The organism is Serratia sp. M24T3 (assembly GCF_000257645.1).
Classification (GTDB): Bacteria; Pseudomonadota; Gammaproteobacteria; order Enterobacterales; family Enterobacteriaceae; genus Rouxiella.
Genome location: NZ_AJHJ01000033.1, coordinates 23,222 through 39,266 on the forward strand (window position 1 = coordinate 23,222; position 16,045 = coordinate 39,266).

General features: G+C 51.1%; 13 protein-coding genes and 1 riboswitch. Of the genes, 7 read left to right on the plus strand and 6 right to left on the minus strand.

Features of this window, described 5'->3' with window-relative positions; all coding sequences use genetic code 11:
- Window positions 1–476: 476 nt before the first annotated feature.
- Both dnaG and rpsU read right to left on the minus strand, forming a co-directional pair.
- A complete protein-coding gene (gene dnaG, locus SPM24T3_RS19385; protein WP_009638508.1) occupies window positions 477–2,222 on the minus strand; it encodes a DNA primase in 1,746 nt (581 codons plus the stop codon).
- A 189-nt stretch (window positions 2,223–2,411) separates the two neighbouring features.
- Window positions 2,412–2,627, minus strand: coding sequence for a 30S ribosomal protein S21 (gene rpsU, locus SPM24T3_RS19390; protein ID WP_001144069.1), 216 nt, complete (start codon window positions 2,625–2,627; stop codon window positions 2,412–2,414).
- A gap of 347 nt (window positions 2,628–2,974) precedes the next feature.
- Here rpsU and tsaD point away from each other — a divergent pair, with 347 nt between their 5' ends.
- The gene (gene tsaD / locus SPM24T3_RS19395) at window positions 2,975–3,988 is read left to right on the plus strand and encodes a tRNA (adenosine(37)-N6)-threonylcarbamoyltransferase complex transferase subunit TsaD (RefSeq protein WP_009638509.1); all 1,014 of its coding nucleotides are present in this window, start codon (window positions 2,975–2,977) and stop codon (window positions 3,986–3,988) included.
- Between the two features lie 167 nt (window positions 3,989–4,155).
- Here the strand turns inward: tsaD and plsY are convergent, their stop codons facing one another.
- On the minus strand, window positions 4,156–4,797 hold the full coding sequence (gene plsY, locus SPM24T3_RS19400) for a glycerol-3-phosphate 1-O-acyltransferase PlsY (protein ID WP_009638510.1): 642 nt from the start codon (window positions 4,795–4,797) through the stop codon (window positions 4,156–4,158).
- Window positions 4,798–4,920: 123 nt separating this feature from the next.
- On the opposite strand from plsY, the gene folB reads away from it, so the two are divergent.
- Both folB and bacA read left to right on the plus strand, forming a co-directional pair.
- The gene (gene folB, locus SPM24T3_RS19405; protein ID WP_009638511.1) at window positions 4,921–5,280 is read left to right on the plus strand and encodes a bifunctional dihydroneopterin aldolase/7,8-dihydroneopterin epimerase; all 360 of its coding nucleotides are present in this window, start codon (window positions 4,921–4,923) and stop codon (window positions 5,278–5,280) included.
- 179 nt (window positions 5,281–5,459) lie between these two features.
- Window positions 5,460–6,287, plus strand: coding sequence for an undecaprenyl-diphosphate phosphatase (gene bacA, locus SPM24T3_RS19410; protein ID WP_009638512.1), 828 nt, complete (start codon window positions 5,460–5,462; stop codon window positions 6,285–6,287).
- Window positions 6,288–6,355: 68 nt separating this feature from the next.
- Here the strand turns inward: bacA and SPM24T3_RS19415 are convergent, their stop codons facing one another.
- Together SPM24T3_RS19415 and SPM24T3_RS19420 are read right to left on the minus strand one after the other, a co-directional pair.
- A complete protein-coding gene (locus SPM24T3_RS19415; RefSeq protein WP_009638513.1) occupies window positions 6,356–7,594 on the minus strand; it encodes a multifunctional CCA addition/repair protein in 1,239 nt (412 codons plus the stop codon).
- A gap of 192 nt (window positions 7,595–7,786) precedes the next feature.
- Window positions 7,787–8,407, minus strand: coding sequence for a TIGR04211 family SH3 domain-containing protein (locus SPM24T3_RS19420; RefSeq protein ID WP_009638514.1), 621 nt, complete (start codon window positions 8,405–8,407; stop codon window positions 7,787–7,789).
- Window positions 8,408–8,638: 231 nt separating this feature from the next.
- On the opposite strand from SPM24T3_RS19420, the gene SPM24T3_RS19425 reads away from it, so the two are divergent.
- The 3 genes from SPM24T3_RS19425 to hldE all read left to right on the plus strand — a co-directional run bounded on the left by SPM24T3_RS19425 (window position 8,639) and on the right by hldE (window position 14,435).
- Entirely contained in the window at window positions 8,639–9,946 is a 1,308-nt protein-coding gene (locus tag SPM24T3_RS19425) for an inorganic triphosphatase (RefSeq protein ID WP_009638515.1), read from the plus strand.
- 54 nt (window positions 9,947–10,000) lie between these two features.
- Window positions 10,001–12,853: a bifunctional [glutamate--ammonia ligase]-adenylyl-L-tyrosine phosphorylase/[glutamate--ammonia-ligase] adenylyltransferase gene (gene glnE / locus SPM24T3_RS19430; protein ID WP_009638516.1), complete on the plus strand. Its 2,853-nt coding sequence runs from the start codon at window positions 10,001–10,003 to the stop codon at window positions 12,851–12,853.
- Window positions 12,854–13,004: 151 nt separating this feature from the next.
- Window positions 13,005–14,435: a bifunctional D-glycero-beta-D-manno-heptose-7-phosphate kinase/D-glycero-beta-D-manno-heptose 1-phosphate adenylyltransferase HldE gene (gene hldE, locus SPM24T3_RS19435; RefSeq protein WP_009638517.1), complete on the plus strand. Its 1,431-nt coding sequence runs from the start codon at window positions 13,005–13,007 to the stop codon at window positions 14,433–14,435.
- Window positions 14,436–14,567: 132 nt separating this feature from the next.
- Here hldE and SPM24T3_RS19440 read toward each other — a convergent pair whose 3' ends face one another.
- Window positions 14,568–14,876 carry an accessory factor UbiK family protein gene (locus tag SPM24T3_RS19440; protein WP_009638519.1) on the minus strand — a complete coding sequence of 103 codons (309 nt, stop codon included), beginning with the start codon at window positions 14,874–14,876 and terminating at the stop codon, window positions 14,568–14,570.
- 135 nt (window positions 14,877–15,011) lie between these two features.
- Window positions 15,012–15,196: riboswitch (FMN riboswitch) on the plus strand.
- 136 nt (window positions 15,197–15,332) lie between these two features.
- Here SPM24T3_RS19440 and ribB point away from each other — a divergent pair.
- Complete coding sequence (gene ribB / locus SPM24T3_RS19445; RefSeq protein WP_009638520.1) at window positions 15,333–15,986, plus strand: 3,4-dihydroxy-2-butanone-4-phosphate synthase; 654 nt, start codon at window positions 15,333–15,335, stop codon at window positions 15,984–15,986.
- Window positions 15,987–16,045 lie beyond the last annotated feature (59 nt).

Below are 16,045 nucleotides of genomic sequence, written 5' to 3' on the forward strand. Positions count from 1 at the left end.
GGCGGCATTTTGCGGGGTAGCATCCCGCTATTTTGCGGCACTTAAGCCGTTATGTTCTGTACGCTTTGTCCTTGAAGCTACAGCTTTGTTGGCTTCTTTCATTCACTCCGGTCACTTACTTAATGTAAGCTCCCAGAGGTTCATTCGCTCGCCGCCTTGCTGTAACTTCAATGACTTTGCGTGACGCTTTGTCCTTGAAGCTACGCCTGCGTTGGCTGCGTTCATTCACTCCGGTCACATACTTAATGTAAGCTCCCAGAGGTTCATTCGCTCGCTGCCATGCTGTAACTTCAATGACTTTGCGTGACGCTTCGTCCTTGAAGCTACAGCCTTGTTGGCTTCTTTCATTCACTTCGGTCACTTACTTAATGTAAGCTCCCAGAGGTTCATTCGCTCGCCGCCTTGCTGTAACTTCAATAACTTTGCGTAGCGTCAAGTAGCTTTAATAAAAGGTACTCAACGTATAAATTTGTGTTCTAGCGCTTTCTGCGCGCTTCGGTAATGGCTCGGACTTCTTCCCGTTCCTCGGCACTCAAGCCTTCGGTTCGTGAGCGGGCGATCAATGTTTCCAGTCTTTGCACCAATGCCGAGTCAAACAAATGATCCAGCGCGTCCAGGAATGTTTTTTCTGCAATGTCCCTATCTGCTATATCGTCCCACATTGCCAGGATTTCAAGCTGTGGGCCGAATTTATTATCGCGATACATCTCCAGCAACTGGCCAGTTTTCAGGCCTGGCTGAGCATTACAGATGTCAGCGAGCTCTTTTAGCAGATCTAACCCCGGAAGTTTTGATTGCTCTAAACCTTGCAACGAGGGTATAAGTGTAGCCAGTTGTGGATTTTGTACCAGTAATCCTATCAGTATACGCATGGTTGTGCGTTTTAGCTGTGGAGCCTGGTAGCTATTTGCACTTTCCGCCGGCTTCGGCATCAGTTTTTCCAGCTGACTATCATCTAATATCCCAAGCTTGTTGCCTAACTGCTGACGCAAATACAGCCGCAGCGTCTCGCCTGGAACCTGGCTCACCAGCGGTAGCGCGAGCATGCTCAGTTTAGTGCGTCCTTCCGGACTGGTTAAATCGACCTGCGGCATCAGAGTGTCAAACAGGAAAGTCGAGATTGAATGCGCCTCTTCCATCCGTTGTTCAAACGCCTCTTTACCTTCTTTACGCACCAGCGTATCGGGGTCTTCGCCGTCGGGTAAAAACATAAAACGTAGCTGACGGCCATCCTGCAAATAAGGCAGGGCGGTTTCCAGCGCGCGCCAGGCGGCTTCTCTGCCTGCCCGGTCGCCGTCATAACAGCAAATCACGGTGTCAGTCGCGCGGAACAACAGCTGAATATGTTCAGCCGTAGTTGAGGTTCCCAGCGAGGCGACGGCGTAATCTACGCCGAATTGCGCCAGCGCGACGACATCCATATAACCTTCAACGACCAATAATTTGGCCGGTGTCGGGTGATTTAACTGTGCTTCATAAAGACCGTAAAGCTGGCGGCCCTTGTGGAAAATTTCTGTTTCTGGGGAGTTGAGATATTTGGGTAATGCGTCGCCCAGTACTCGCCCACCAAACGCAATGACCCGGCCGCGTTTATCACGGATTGGGAACATGACACGTTCGCGAAAACGGTCGTAACTCCGCCCTTGTTCATTGGTGATCAACATACCTGCGTCAGTCAGAGAGCTTCTGTCGTCGGCGGATTTGCCAAAGCGTTTTAACGCGTTGTCCCAGCCCGCAGGGGCGAAACCAATGGCAAAGTGGTTGATAACTTCGTCGCTTAAACCGCGCTGCGTCAGATACTTGCGAGCAGGCTCTCCGGCAGGTTGTTTAAGTGACTGCTGGTAGAACTCGCTAAGCGGTTCCATCAACTGATAAAGACTTTGACGCTGATGACGCTCCATCGGGGTAGGGCCAGTGCCGACTTCATAAGGCACTTCCAAACCTTGCATGGTCGCCAGTTCCTCGATGCACTCGACAAATTCAAGCCGATCGTAGTTCATCAGGAAGTCTACGGCGTTGCCGTGTGCTCCACAGCCGAAACAATGATAAAACTGCTTATCGCTGTTTACGGTGAATGAGGGTGTCTTCTCATGGTGGAATGGGCAGCACGCGTGATAATTCTTGCCTTGTTTCTTTAGCTTTACACGGGCATCGATTAAATCGACGATGTCAGTGCGGGCCAGCAAGTCATTGATAAATACGCGCGGAATTCTCCCAGCCATAAGCCCCTTACTCACTTACCCTTCATCTTTAGTTTTGCAGCATTAGCGGCATTACTGAAGCTATCGGGGGTAGCCTATAAACGAGAACAAGCCGCGCATTCCTTTCGGAAAGCACGGCCTTCGTATGCAACTACTCGGTCTGCGCGTTTTAAAAAACAGTATCACGCGGGTGGGGTTGCCCCCGAAGAATTAATACAGACGAGTGCGACGTGCGTTTTCGCGAGCCAGTTTCTTGGCGTGGCGTTTTACAGCAGATGCTTTAGCGCGTTTACGTTCGGTAGTCGGTTTTTCATAGAATTCGCGACGACGAACTTCGGCTAGAACACCTGCTTTTTCGCAGGAACGCTTGAAGCGACGCAGAGCTACGTCGAACGGCTCGTTTTCACGTACTTTAATTACAGGCATGTGCCTCTCACCTCGATAAAATCGGTTTGTTCGCTAGCGTTGTGCCAGCTCATTTCAAAATGGTGCGGAATTTTACTCCACTTTGCCTGGCCTTGTAAAGCCCAATGGCAAATTGAAACGGGCGTTTTACAATCCTCATTACGGGGGACTGTGCGTTCGCTTTTGCGTCGGCCGGCGATTATATACCAATCAACTTGAATTGCTCGATATTAATCATTGTTTTGCACACAAAGCTGGCAATTGTGGCTGTTTAACACCCGCTTCTCCAGTGACCAGGCATTACCGTTGACAGGTTGTATGCTAGACTACGCGCCGCGAGTTAGCGCAAAAACATGATGGAAAGAGTGATGCGAGTACTAGGTATAGAAACGTCCTGCGATGAAACCGGGATTGCAATTTACGACACCGAAAAAGGGTTGTTGGCTAACCAACTGTATAGTCAGGTAAAAGTGCACGCTGATTACGGCGGTGTGGTGCCAGAACTGGCCTCACGTGACCACGTGCGTAAAACGCTGCCGCTGATTCAGGAAGCGCTGAAAGAGGCGAATCTGACTGCTCGAGACATTGATGGCGTGGCTTATACCGCCGGTCCGGGGCTGGTGGGTGCATTATTGGTCGGCGCCACCATTGGCCGCTCGTTGGCATTCGCCTGGAACGTGCCCGCCGTTCCCGTCCATCACATGGAAGGTCATCTTTTAGCGCCGATGCTGGAAGATAATCCGCCTGATTTTCCTTTCGTCGCGCTGCTGGTTTCTGGTGGTCATACCCAACTTATCAGCGTGACCGGCATTGGTGAATACACCCTGCTCGGCGAGTCTGTGGATGACGCTGCGGGTGAAGCCTTTGATAAAACAGCAAAACTGCTGGGTCTTGATTATCCTGGCGGGCCGATGCTCTCCAAAATGGCTCAGCAGGGAGTTGCCGGGCGTTTTACTTTCCCGCGTCCAATGACCGATCGTCCGGGCCTGGATTTCAGTTTTTCGGGCCTGAAAACCTTTGCCGCCAACACTGTGCGCGGCAATGATAGCGACCCGCAAACTCATGCTGATATTGCGCGAGCCTTTGAAGATGCGGTTGTTGATACGCTGGCCATTAAATGTAAACGTGCGCTGGATCAGACCGGTTTTAAACGTCTAGTGATGGCAGGCGGCGTAAGCGCTAATCGCACGTTGCGCAGCAAACTGGCAGAAGTAATGAGCAAGCGCGGTGGCGAAGTGTTTTATGCGCGTCCGGAATTTTGTACCGATAATGGTGCCATGATTGCCTATGCTGGAATGGTTCGTTTGAAAACGGGCGCAACAGCGGATCTCGGCATTTCGGTTCGTCCACGTTGGCCGTTGGACGAGCTCGCGCCCGTGTGAGGTGAGCTACGACTGCGTTTGTATATCACAACGTCTCACACAGGATGGATTCTAAAAGCATGTTGAGTTCTAACAGCAAGTTGGATTCTAAAAGCGGGCTGGATTCTAAAAAACTATTATAGCAAGCAAATAAAAACGACCCTTTTGAGGTCGTTTTTTTATGTCTGTTATTTGCCGTCTTTGACTTGCTGCGCCGCCTTTTTATCGTTGCGCTTTTGCTTGAGTCGAGTCCAGATTTTGGTTTCTTGCCCACGCCACAATCGCTGAATATTATCGTGATGACGCAGCAATATCAGGCAGGAAAGCATGGCAACCGGGAAAGTAAACTGTGGTTTGAACCACCAGACATAAAACGGTGCGATTAGCGCGCTGACAATTGCGCCCAGTGAAGAGTAACCGCTCAAAAGAACCGTTAATAGCCAGGTACCCATCACCAGGCCGGTAAGGTCCCAGCCGATAGGAGCGATGGCACCTAACGCGGTAGCAACGCCTTTGCCACCCTGGAAACGGAAAAATACCGGGTAAATATGTCCAAGGCAGGCGGCGATGGCGGTCAAGCCAAGATACATTGGGCTGACATGTAGCTTATAGGCGAGCCATACAGGCAGCATACCTTTTAAAACATCAAATACCAGAACCGATGCGGCGGCGGCTTTCCCACCAAAACGCAGTACATTGGTTGCGCCGGGATTGCCGGAGCCTTGGGTTCGGGGGTCGGGTAATCTCGCCAGGCGACAGACCAGAATAGCGCTGGAAATTGAGCCGCAAAGGTAGGCGAGAATAATCATTCCAAGCGCGGTTGCACTCATAAAAGCAATTCCGTCTATTAGGGGGTCGTGTAAAACACTACTTCCATGGATAATACGCACTTTCAGCTGGAAGTGGTATACCTTTGGGTTAATCTGGCGGGGCCAAAAACAGAGAATCGTGTGATGGATATCGTATTTATTGAACAACTAAATGTAATCACCACCATAGGCGCTTTTGAGTGGGAACAAACCATTCAGCAGAAGCTGGTGTTTGATATTGAGCTTGCCTGGGATAATCGTAAATCGGCGAAAAGTGATGATGTAAACGACTGCCTGAGCTATGCAGATGTCAGTGACGTCGTTATCCAGCACGTGACCTCACAAAGTTTTGCGCTGGTTGAACGTGTCGCCGAAGAGGTCGCCAGCCTGCTAATGTCGCGATTTAATACTCCATGGGTGAGGATCAAGCTCAGTAAGCCAGGTGCCATTGCACATGCGGCAAATGTTGGCGTTATTATCGAACGCGGTACGAGGACTCAATAATTTTAACTATTATTAAATTCAAATAGTCATAATTGAAAAACTGCTGTCATAATAATGTATTACTAATATCATATTAATTAGTCTTTTTTGAGTAAGAGTAGGCAAATTCTTAATTTTGCCTTAAGACGTTAGAGCATATTGCGCTTTTAAGTGAACACTCTATTTGGGGCAGGGATATTATGGTAACTGAAGGTCATCAGCTATTAATTGCGCTGATTTTAGGAATTGTTGAAGGCTTGACGGAATTCTTGCCGGTGTCATCTACCGGACACTTAATTATCGCAGGTAATCTGATGGGGTACACAGATGATAAATCGAAAGTTTTCGAGGTTATCATCCAGTTAGGTTCCATCCTTGCCGTTGTTGTAATGTTTTGGCGTCGCTTATTTGGCTTGATAGGCATTCATTTTGGCAAAAAAGTCGAACACGAAGGCATTGGTAAAGGTCATTTAACCCTGCTGCATATTATTCTTGGCATGCTGCCAGCGGTAGTTATTGGCCTGCTGTTTAGTCATGACATCAAAGGTCTATTTGAACCTAAATATGTCATGTATGCATTGGTGATCGGCGGTATTTATATTTTAATTGCCGAATGGATAAAGCCGAAATTCCCCAAGGCAGTAGGTGTTGATGATATTACCTATTTGCAGGCATTCTTGATTGGTTGTTTGCAGTGTCTGGCGCTGTGGCCTGGTTTTTCTCGCTCCGGTGCAACTATTGGCGGTGGATTACTCGTCGGTGTCAGCCGATATGCCGCTTCAGAATACTCTTTCCTGCTGGCTGTGCCGATGATGTTAGGCGCCAGCGCGCTTGATCTTTACAAGAATCATTCGATTCTGAGCTGGTCAGATTTGCCGATGTTTGCCGTCGGTTTCATTACTGCTTTCATCGTCGCGCTAATCGCCATTAAAACCTTCCTGGCAGTGATCAAACGTATTTCGTTTGTTCCTTTCGCTATTTATCGCTTCGTTGTAGCGGGGCTGGTTTACTGGGTGTTTATGACCTGATGAGTTAGATTAATAAAAAAAACCCGCCTTGGCGGGTTTTTTTATGACAAAAGCTTAAAACTACAATTTCAATGCGGCATAATTCTTTGCGTTTCACGCCATTCGGCCATGGCTGCGATACGGCGTTTGCCAAGCTCCTCGCGGATGGCCATTCCCTGCAGGCCCAGCGCGACGACTTCTTTAATCGATACACTATTGGCAGCATCGAAGGCGGAACGTAAATAATCCCCCTGCGGATAAGGATTACGTTCAAAACCGGTCCGCCCGCGAGCATCTGCCTCGCTGGTCAGGATCATTTGCTCAAGACGCTGCGGCTTGCGCCAAACGTCGATGGTATCGAATAACTTGAGCAGTGTTTCGGGGCGCAGGCGTTCGACCGTGTGAATAAGATCATGAAACTCAGCGACTAAAACCGCTAAATCACGAATTGCAGTCGGCACACGCAGGCGCTGGCACAGTCCCTCAACCAATTTAACCCCGGCAGGACCGTGACCGTGATGACTTGGCCAATGCTCCGGCGGGGTCAGGCCTTTACCAAGATCATGGCACAGGGCCGAGAAACGAATATCAACGTCATCACTAAGCTCGGCGGCAAGCTTGAGCGTCATCATTGTATGAATCCCGGTATCAATTTCCGGATGCCATTTTGCCGGAGCAGGGACTCCAAACAGTGCATCGATTTCAGGGAAAAGCACCTTAAGTGCGCCACAGTCACGTAACACCTGAAAATAAACTTGCGGATCCTGCGTTTGCAGAGCCTTTTCAGTCTCTTTCCATACCCTTTCTGGCGTTAGAGCTTCAAGTTCGCCGCTGGCGGCCATTTCGGTAATCAATTGCTGTGTTTCAGGGGCAATGGAAAATCCAAGATGCGCAAAGCGAGCGGCAAAACGCGCCAGACGCAGAACGCGCAGCGGATCTTCGCCGAAGGCAGTGGAAACGTGGCGCAGAATGCGCGCTTCTAAATCACCCTGGCCATGGTAGGGGTCGACTAAATCACCTTCCGCGCTACGAGCAATGGCGTTGATGGTGAGGTCGCGACGCATCAGATCCTGCTCGAGTGTCACATCGGGCGAAGCGTAGCAGGTAAAACCGTTGTAACCGGCCCCGGATTTGCGCTCGGTGCGGGCGAGGGCATATTCATCACGGCTGACAGGGTGGAGGAAAACAGGAAAATCTTTGCCAACCTGTTGATAGCCGAGTTCGAGCATTGCCTCGGGCGTGGAACCGACCACCACCCAATCTTGCTCATGAACGGCAAGGTTTAACAGACTGTCGCGGACGGCACCGCCGACCAGATAGATTTTCACGGGAAACTCCTGAAACATATAACCAGAGGAATAGGGCTTAAGCCTTTATTGTAGCAAATTTGTTAATGGCATTTCTTGTCTATCGGTTTGTTACACGCTACGGCCCTATATAGCAGCAACACGAAAAGGCACCCAAGGTGCCTTTTCGTTGGAGGTCTAAGAATCTGCTCAGTATAAGGGGAGGAATAAACCTCAGCTCATCCAGCGATCTTTCTTCTTACGGCGTGGAACCAGGTGTGGTAACACCAATCCGAGGATCAGGCCGATGCCCGCTACGCCACCGCCATACATAAACCATTGTAAAATAATGGTTCTTTGTTTGTCGTCCAACTGAACGTTAACGGCGCTAACTTTTTTCTGCGCCACAATCAGCTGATTTTTAAGATCCTGATTCTCTTTCTTCAAACCGTTGATAATGCCATCGCTGGAAGAGACTTTTTGCTGCATCTCTGCGGTGCGCTGATTCCAGCTATTATCAATATTGCTAAGCTTGTCGGTCAGCGTTTTCACCTGCTGTTGCAGGTCAGGTACTTGGGTGCGAACGCTCGGTGCGGTGCTCAGCTGGTCCAGGGGGATCCAGGCGTCACGGCCTTTGGCATCAACGATTTGACCATAGTTAGTGGTGGTATTGACACTCTTTAAAGTCACTTCATCGCCGGAATTAAGTGCGCCAACGATGCGGAATTGGTTTCCTGGGCCACTGTGGATATAGGTGATGAGATCGTCGGAAATATAGCGCTTTTCATCTGCATGAGCGCCCCAAGTAATACCTAAAGAAAGCAAAGCGAAACCGAAAAGGCGTAGTTTATTCATTATTAATCATTCTTCGTAGTTTGCGGGCCTGCGGATCAGTGCCCCGACTGTCGATAAATTTAAAGTTGAACGATAGTAAGGGCAACAGTGTGACGACGCAACGCATAAACCTAAATGAGAACTATCTTACAATCCCACGAGATGCGGCTCGCAGCAGGCGTGTGTGCTAGAATCGCAAAAATTTTTCGTATAAGCCCAGAGGCTTATCAGCCAAGACCGGTGCCAAGACTTATGACCCTAGAAATTGAATTAAAATTTATTGCCAGTCCAGCGGCAATTGCCGAACTGCCAGAACAGCTGGCTACGTTTTCAAGCCAGCATTCTGCACCACAGAAGCTGACCAATATTTATTACGAAACTGCCGATAATCGCCTGCGTAAGCTTGATATGGGGCTGCGTATTCGTGGTTTCGACGACAGCTACGAGATGACAATCAAAACTGCCGGAAAGGTTGTTGCGGGTTTGCATCAGCGCCCTGAATATAATGTCAGCATCAACAAGCCTGAGCTGGACCTGAGCCTGTTCCCGGCGGATATCTGGCCGGAAGGCCTGGACATCAGCGCGTTACAGGCTGAGCTGTCGCCGCTGTTCCGCACTGATTTTGTTCGCGAGAAGTGGGTGATCACTTACCAGCAAAGCGAGATTGAGCTTGGTCTCGACCAAGGAAGCGTAACCGCAGGCGAGCTTAGTGAACCGTTGGCGGAAATCGAGCTGGAAATCAAGGAAGGCAACACGGCCGATCTGCTGGAGCTGGCGTCACTGCTGGGTAAAAATGGCGGCCTGCGTCTTGGTGGTTTGAGCAAAGCGGCACGTGGCTATCATCTGGCGCAGGGCAATGTGTTGCGCGAAGCGCGCAGCCTGCCGGTCTATCAGCCTGCAGCAAAAACCACGGTAGAACAGGCTTTGAGCGGCATGCTTGAGCTGGCGCTGAGCCACTGGCAATATCACGAAGAACTGTGGGTTCGCGGTGAAAAAACCGCACGCATCACCGTCCTGCAAGCGGTAGAAGCCGTGCGTCAGACGCTGGTTATTGTTGGTGGCCTAATTCCACGTAAAGCCTCCACCGAGCTCCGCGCATTGTTGACCGAGCTGGCTGAGAAGCTGGAAAAGAAAGGTTTGGATGCTCAAGAAGTATGCCTGAGTGCTGATTATCTGAAGTGTAAGTTAGTGCTTACTTCATGGCTGGCGAATCAAGGCTGGAAGCCATTCGTTGATGATAAATCACAGAAGAAACTCGACGGCTCCTTTAAGCGTTTTGCTGACATCATGCTGGGCCGCACTGCTGCCGATCTGAAAGAAGCCTTTGCCCAGTCGCTCACCGAAGAAGGTTTCCGCGATCAGCTTGCCCGCCTGAAACGGCAGATTATTTCCTTCCACCTGCTTTCTGGTGCTTATCCTCTTGCAGAATCAATGGCCTACATTAATGTATGGACTGAGCTGCAGCAGGCTATCGTTCAGCAACAGCACGCCTGGGAAGACTCGGCTCGTCAGCACGCGGTCATTCAGCCAGCATTCTGGCTAAACGGACAGCCACGTTAATTGTTAAGCCCGGCCTGATTGCATGTCAGGCCGATTATTATAGGAAGCCGAAAAATGTTGCCTCTCACTCCGCTGCTTGAAGCTCAGGCCGAAAAGTTGCACCTGCGTTTTAAACAAAGCATCGAACAACAGCAGTTAAATGACGCACCAGCGCTTAACGAAGGCGCGCTTCGCGTATTAGCCAGCAGCGATTTCATTAGTGAGAATTTTATCGCTCATCCGCAGTGGTGGCAGGATATTTTTGCCAACCCGCCGCGCGTTGACGAATGGCAACATTATTCAACCGAGCTGGCAGTTGTGCTGGCACAAGTTACGGATGAACCGGGTTTGATGCAGGCACTGCGTCTGTTCCGCAAAGCCAAAATGCTGCGTATCAGCTGGTCTCAGGCGATGCAAACCAGTAGCTGTGAGCAAACGCTGCAACAATTGAGCGTGTTGGCTGAAACACTGATCGTCGGCGCCCGCGACTGGCTTTACGAAGTTTGCTGCCGCGAATGGGGTACTCCGGTCAATGCGGCGGGCGATCCGCAGAAGCTGCTTATCCTCGGAATGGGAAAATTGGGCGGTGGCGAGCTGAATTTTTCATCTGATATTGATCTGATTTTTTCTTATCCTGAGAACGGGCAGACCCAGGGCGGCCGCCGTCAGCTTGAAAATGCGCAATTTTTTACTCGTCTCGGCCAGCGGCTGATTAAAGCCCTGGATCAGCCAACTATCGACGGTTTTGTCTATCGTGTCGACATGCGGCTGAGGCCGTTTGGTGATAGCGGTCCGCTGGTGATGAGTTTTTCGGCGATTGAAGATTACTATCAAGAGCAGGGCCGCGACTGGGAACGCTATGCGATGGTCAAGGCCAAGCTGATGGGCGGGGCGGAAGATACCAGCAGTCAGGAAATTCGCAAGATGCTGAAACCTTTTGTGTTTCGGCGCTACATTGATTTCAGCGTAATCCAGTCGTTGCGTAACATGAAAGGTATGATCGCTCGAGAGGTGCGCCGTCGCGGCTTGAAAGACAACATCAAGCTGGGAGCGGGCGGCATCCGCGAGATTGAATTTATCGTTCAGGTATTCCAGCTGATCCGCGGTGGTCGCGAGCCGTTGCTTCAGCAGCGATCGCTTTTGCCAACGCTGCAGGCGATAGAAGCTCTTCATTTACTACCTGAGAATCAGGTCAGGCAACTCACTGACAGCTATCTCTTTTTACGCCGACTAGAAAACCTGTTGCAGGCGATTGCCGATGAGCAAACGCAAACACTGCCAGAAGATGAGCTAAATCGCGCCCGATTGGCCTGGGGCATGAATTTCGAGACCTGGGCTGAGCTGAGCCAGCATACAGCGCAGCACATGCTGGCAGTTCGCGCAGTGTTTGACGAGCTGATTGGCGACGACACCCCGGATGCCGGGGACGATCCGCAGCAGGAGCAGTTCAACAGCCTGTGGACCGATCAATTGGACTACAGCGACTTACTGACTTTGGCCGCAGACCTGCCAGACCAGGGGCGAACCAATCTGCTGCGCACCATTTCCGAGTTCCGTCAGGATGTTGATAAACGCACCATCGGTCCTCGCGGTCGTGACCAGCTTGATCAACTGATGCCAAGGATGCTGGCGCAAGTGTGTACTTACCACAATGCTGATGTGGTGCTGCAACGCCTGACCCTCTTGCTGCTCAATATCGTCACGCGTACAACCTATATCGAGCTGCTGGTGGAGTATCCCGGCGCGCTCAAACAGCTGATTCGCCTGTGTGCGGCTTCGCCGATGGTGGCCAATCAGCTGGCGCGACACCCTATCTTGCTTGACGAACTTCTTGATCCTAATACCCTTTATAATCCCATCGCGCCTGAGTCATATCCCGATGAACTGCGCCAGTATCTGCTACGCGTGCCGTCGGACGATGAGGAGCAGCAAATTGAAGCGCTGCGCCAGTTTAAGCAGTCACAGCAGCTGCGTATTGCCGCAGGAGACATTGCCGGAGCCTTGCCGGTGATGAAAGTCAGCGATCATCTGACCTATCTGGCTGAAGCGATTCTTACGGCGGTTATTCAGCAGGCCTGGGATCACATGCTGACGCGCTATGGTCAGCCGGGTCATTTACAGCAGCGCGAAGGGCGTGGTTTTGCGGTCATTGGTTATGGAAAACTGGGTGGCTGGGAGTTGGGCTACAGCTCGGATATGGATCTAGTGTTCCTGCATGATTGCCCGATGGACGTGATGACCGACGGACCGCGCAGTATCGACGGCCGTCAGTTTTACCTGCGTCTGGCCCAGCGCATCATGCACCTGTTCAGCACTCGTACCGCATCAGGCATTCTCTACGAGGTAGACGATCGCCTGCGGCCTTCCGGTGCTTCCGGCATGCTGGTCAGTACCATCACAGCCTTCCATGATTATCAGCAGGAAAGCGCCTGGACCTGGGAACATCAGGCGTTAGTCCGCGCTCGAGTTGTTTACGGCAGTCCGGAAATGACCAGGCAGATCAATGCGATCCGCCGAGAAATTCTCTGCAAACTGCGTGACGGCGAACAGTTGCAAAAAGAAGTGCGCGAAATGCGTGAAAAAATGATCACTCATCTGGCGAGCAAAAAAGGCGACGTTTTTGACCTCAAAGCGGATCCCGGTGGAATTACGGATATTGAATTTATCGCGCAGTATTTAGTGTTGCGTTACGCCAGTATTGAACCGGAGTTGACGCGCTGGTCCGACAACGTGCGTATTTTTGAACTGATGGCACGCTACAACATTATGCCGCTGCAAGAGGCCGAACAGCTGACTCATGCCTACGTGACATTGCGTGATGAAATTCATCATCTTGCATTGCAGGAACATAATGGAAAAGTTGCGGTCGATATGTTTGTCACCGAGCGTGAGTACGTCAGGGCGAGCTGGCAGCATTGGCTGGGATAATGGGTTTTAGCCCTATACTATTTGGCCTGTGATATTATCGCGCGCATTGTTTTGCGGATGACAATCCGTATTTGGCTACGATTGATTGCGCTAGCCTGTTTGCCGAGTTTTCTGCCCAAGAGTGATGGGTATATCTGTTTTGGAGTGTGGGATGAAAGTAACTTTGCCTGAGTTTCACCGTGCCGGTGTTTTGGTGGTTGGTGACGTAATGCTAGACCGCTACTGGTATGGCCCAACCAGCCGTATTTCACCGGAAGCCCCGGTGCCAGTGGTTAAAGTCAACACCATTGAAGAGCGTCCGGGCGGTGCAGCAAACGTGGCAATGAACATTGCCTCGCTCGGTGCGCGTTCTCGGCTAATAGGCCTGACCGGCGCAGATGATGCCGCGCGTGCTTTAAACGAACGTTTGAGCGAAGTAAACGTCACCTGTGATTTTCTCGCCGTGCCGTCTCATCCAACTATCACTAAATTACGCATCCTGTCGCGCAACCAGCAGCTGATTCGCCTTGATTTTGAAGAAGGTTTTGAGGATGTCGATCTGCAGCCGATGCTTGAAAAAATCAAGCTTGCGCTGCCGCATACCGGCGCGCTGGTGCTTTCAGACTATGCCAAAGGGGCACTGAAAGACATCGAGCAAATGATTGCGCTGGCCAATGCCGCAGGAGTTCCCGTATTGATCGATCCTAAGGGATCGGATTTCGAGCGCTATCGTGGGGCGACGCTGCTAACGCCTAATCTTTCCGAATTTGAAGCAGTCGTTGGCCCTTGCAAAACCGAAGATCAGCTGGTGGAAAAAGGCATGGCGCTCATCGCTAGCTTTGAGCTTTCCGCGCTGTTGGTCACTCGCTCTGAACAGGGCATGACCTTGCTGCAGCCGGGTAAAACTCCGCTACATTTGCCGACGCAGGCGCAGGAAGTGTTCGACGTGACCGGCGCTGGCGATACGGTAATCGGCGTGCTGGCCACTGTGCTGGCCGCGGGCGCGAGTCTGGAAGATGCCTGCTTCCTGGCCAATGCTGCTGCCGGTGTGGTCGTCGCCAAGCTCGGGACGTCTACTGTTTCTATTGTCGAGTTGGAAAACGCCATCCACGGCCGTTCAGAAACCGGCTTTGGCGTGATGAGCGAAGAAGAGCTAAAGCTTGCGGTTGAGCAGGCGCGCAAACGTGGTGAGAAGGTCGTTATGACTAACGGCATTTTCGACATTTTGCACGCTGGCCACGTTTCATATCTGGCCAACGCCCGCAAGTTGGGCGATCGCCTGATTGTCGCCGTTAACAGCGATGCCTCTACCAAACGCCTGAAGGGCGAGACGCGACCCGTGAATCCGCTGGCTCAGCGCATGGCTGTATTGGCCGCGCTTGGCGCTGTGGATTGGGTGGTCGGCTTCGAGGAAGATACGCCACGTCGCCTGATTGCCGGTATCTTGCCGTATCTGTTGGTAAAAGGCGGAGACTATCAGCCGCACGAGATTGCAGGCTGTGATGAGGTTTGGGCGAACGGTGGCGAAGTTAAAGTGCTGAACTTCGAGGACGGTTTGTCGACGACTAAAATCATTAATCAGATCAAAGCGCAGCAAGATTAATTCGCTATTGGTACGATTTTTCTATAACAATCTGAAAAATAAATAATTTTCTTCAAATGAAAAAGGCCAGCCGAGATGCCGGCCTTTTTGTTCTGCAGGATTAAACGGACTGAAAACTGCCGATCCGTATAATTACTCTGCTTTTGGAGCCGCAGCTGGGGCGGTCGCTACGTTTGGCACTGGCGCAGTCGTTGCGGTATTCAGCTTACCTTCCAGTTCGGCGAGACGTTGTTCCAGCAAGGTCAGTTTTTCACGGGTGCGCAACAATACCTGAGTTTGCACGTCGAATTCTTCACGGTTAACGAGATCCATGCGGCTGAACTGAGCCTGAAGAACCTGGCGCACTTTCTTTTCAGTATCTTCCCCAAAATCGCGGATGCCTTTCGGCAGCGCTTCATGCACCTGTCGAGCAATTTGTTCAATTTTTTTAGTGTCGATCATTGTCGTTACCCTGTTTCAGAAAAGTGGCGTTCTCTTAGTGTAATGCCTGAACGCCATTCTATAAACCTATGTACTGGCTTTTAATAGCACAAAGGGGTCATTGCCCCGACGTTTTTTTGGCGTTATAGTTGCTTTGCTTATTCTCAGGGCGGGGTGCAAGTCCCCACCGGCGGTAAACCACAGAGTAAATTGGTGAAACACTCTTTCATCATCGTGGAAGCCCGCGAGCGCTTGAGTTTCTCTTTAGGGAGAGCTCAAGGTCAGCAGATCCGGTGTAATTCCGGGGCCGACGGTTATAGTCCGGATGGGAGAGATTAACGAATTTATCGGGCTTGATTGCCCGCTACGTTATTTTATAGCGATAGCCTGCTATTCGTACGGCTATGCTTACTCCGCAAGACGCCCTGATTCTGGTAATCCATTTATTTTTCATTGTGTTAATGAGGTTATTTTACCATGAATCAGACTTTACTTTCCGAATTCGGTACACCCGTAGAACGCGTTGAACGTGCGCTTTCGGCACTGCGCAATGGTCAGGGTGTGATGGTACTGGACGACGAAAACCGCGAAAACGAAGGTGATATGATTTTCGCCGCAGAAACCATGACCGTTGAACAGATGGCGTTGTCTATTCGCCACGGCAGCGGAATTGTTTGCCTGTGCCTTACCGACGAACGCCGTAAGCAGCTTGAATTGCCGATGATGGTTGAGCACAATTCCAGCCACTTTCAGACCGGTTTTACCGTAACTATCGAAGCCGCTGCTGGCGTCACCACTGGCGTTTCGGCGAGCGACCGTTTGACCACTATTCGTGCGGCGATTGCCGATAACGCGAAGCCATCAGACCTTAACCGCCCTGGACACGTTTTCCCGTTGCGTGCCCGTGATGGCGGCGTATTGACCCGCCGTGGTCACACAGAAGCGACCATCGATCTGGTGAGCCTTGCGGGTTTCCGCCCGTATGGCGTGCTGTGTGAATTGACTAACGATGATGGTTCCATGGCCCACGCGCCAGAATGCATCAGCTTTGCCAACGGCCACAATATGCCGATTGTTACCATTGATGACTTGGTTGCCTATCGCGAGGCACTGACTCAGCAGGCCGGTTAAATGTCGCTGTAGTCCTGGAGCAGTTAATAAATGCCGACGTCAGCGCGTCGGTTTTTTTA

Bases quoted from the DNA above. Each gene is read 5' to 3' on its own strand.
- dnaG (WP_009638508.1), bottom strand. From the start codon at position 2,222: ATGGCTGGGAGAATTCCGCGCGTATTTATCAATGACTTGCTGGCCCGC.
- rpsU (WP_001144069.1), bottom strand. From the start codon at position 2,627: ATGCCTGTAATTAAAGTACGTGAAAACGAGCCGTTCGACGTAGCTCTG.
- tsaD (WP_009638509.1), top strand. From the start codon at position 2,975: ATGCGAGTACTAGGTATAGAAACGTCCTGCGATGAAACCGGGATTGCA.
- plsY (WP_009638510.1), bottom strand. From the start codon at position 4,797: ATGAGTGCAACCGCGCTTGGAATGATTATTCTCGCCTACCTTTGCGGC.
- folB (WP_009638511.1), top strand. From the start codon at position 4,921: ATGGATATCGTATTTATTGAACAACTAAATGTAATCACCACCATAGGC.
- bacA (WP_009638512.1), top strand. From the start codon at position 5,460: ATGGTAACTGAAGGTCATCAGCTATTAATTGCGCTGATTTTAGGAATT.
- SPM24T3_RS19420 (WP_009638514.1), bottom strand. From the start codon at position 8,407: ATGAATAAACTACGCCTTTTCGGTTTCGCTTTGCTTTCTTTAGGTATT.
- SPM24T3_RS19425 (WP_009638515.1), top strand. From the start codon at position 8,639: ATGACCCTAGAAATTGAATTAAAATTTATTGCCAGTCCAGCGGCAATT.
- glnE (WP_009638516.1), top strand. From the start codon at position 10,001: ATGTTGCCTCTCACTCCGCTGCTTGAAGCTCAGGCCGAAAAGTTGCAC.
- hldE (WP_009638517.1), top strand. From the start codon at position 13,005: ATGAAAGTAACTTTGCCTGAGTTTCACCGTGCCGGTGTTTTGGTGGTT.
- SPM24T3_RS19440 (WP_009638519.1), bottom strand. From the start codon at position 14,876: ATGATCGACACTAAAAAAATTGAACAAATTGCTCGACAGGTGCATGAA.
- ribB (WP_009638520.1), top strand. From the start codon at position 15,333: ATGAATCAGACTTTACTTTCCGAATTCGGTACACCCGTAGAACGCGTT.